Source organism: Pseudoalteromonas sp. NZS127 (assembly GCF_015864805.1).
Lineage (GTDB): Bacteria > Pseudomonadota > Gammaproteobacteria > Enterobacterales > Alteromonadaceae > Pseudoalteromonas > Pseudoalteromonas nigrifaciens.
The window spans coordinates 1-977 of sequence record NZ_JADYWN010000060.1 but is presented as its reverse complement, the minus strand read 5'-3'; the positions used below and the strand labels follow the sequence as shown (position 1 = coordinate 977).

Below are 977 nucleotides of genomic sequence, written 5' to 3'. Positions count from 1 at the left end.
GCGCCCCTCTGCGAAGGGTTTACTTCGGCTCTTGCGCGCTCATCGCGGCCTTGGTGCCCGCGGGCAGCTCGGTCACGGTGATGGTATTGCCGCTGTGCACGTACAGTTCGACGGCCTCGCCGGGTGCAAGCACGTGAGCGGGGTTGCCATTGCTCTCGGCGACTTGGGCTTCGTACGGCCCACCGTCGGTAGGCACTTCGATTTTGATTTTCAGGGTCATTTCAGTCTTTCAGAAAACGGGGCCGAAGCCCCGTGGGTTTAGAACAGGTCGCTGGCGCCTTGACCGGCGGTCTCGACTTCTTCTTCGCCGAAGCCTTCAGCGCTGGTCGGGCCGCTACCGAATGCCTCGCCGTCCTTCACGAACTGGATGGCGATGATGCGGGCGAACACCTGGTTGGGGATGATCTGACCGTCGCTGCCCTTGAAGGACTTGCCGGCCACAAATTCCACCTTGGCGTTCACGTAGCAGCNTGATCTGACCGTCGCTGCCCTTGAAGGACTTGCCGGCCACAAATTCCACCTTGGCGTTCACGTAGCAGCCACGATATGGCACCTTGACCTCGTAGCCGAGCTGGTCGGTCACGTCCATGCCATCCACCAGGCCGCGACCGGCTTCTGTGATCTGCACGAACTTGCCGTTGTGCTTCTTCTGCGTGACCACCTGGGGCTTCTTGTCAGCCTTGTTGCTGGCCGAGATGAAGAACATGTTCTCGTACTCGGGGCGCACGGTGCCGTCGTCGCTCATCTTGTCGTTGCCGTCACGGATCGCACGGCTGTTGGCAGCCATGGAGCGGATCATGTTGGCGGCGTTCGCGGGACCCCAGAGCTTGGTGGCGGCTTCCAGCATTGCTGCCTTGCCGATCTTCAGCGCTTCGCTTTCGGGTTCCATCAGGCCGGTGAACTTGAACTTCGGCGCGCCGCCGTTCATGCCCTCGCCGGGCTTGAAGATGTCGAGCCATGCCGCCCGCAGGCCCTTG

The 977-nt window shown here is 61.9% G+C and carries 2 protein-coding genes and 1 pseudogene; all 3 read right to left on the bottom strand.

The window, feature by feature from the left end; genetic code table 11:
• Positions 1-19 precede the first annotated feature (19 nt).
• Positions 20-220, bottom strand: coding sequence for a hypothetical protein (locus tag I6E78_RS18405; RefSeq protein ID WP_114488337.1), 201 nt, complete (start codon positions 218-220; stop codon positions 20-22).
• Between the two features lie 38 nt (positions 221-258).
• Positions 259-441 (bottom strand): hypothetical protein, encoded by a 183-nt coding sequence (locus I6E78_RS18945; protein WP_442960318.1) that lies wholly within the window; start codon positions 439-441, stop codon positions 259-261.
• A 172-nt stretch (positions 442-613) separates the two neighbouring features.
• Positions 614-928: pseudogene (locus tag I6E78_RS18940) on the bottom strand (ssDNA-binding protein); the annotation flags it as partial.
• Between the last annotated feature and the right edge of the window lie 49 nt (positions 929-977).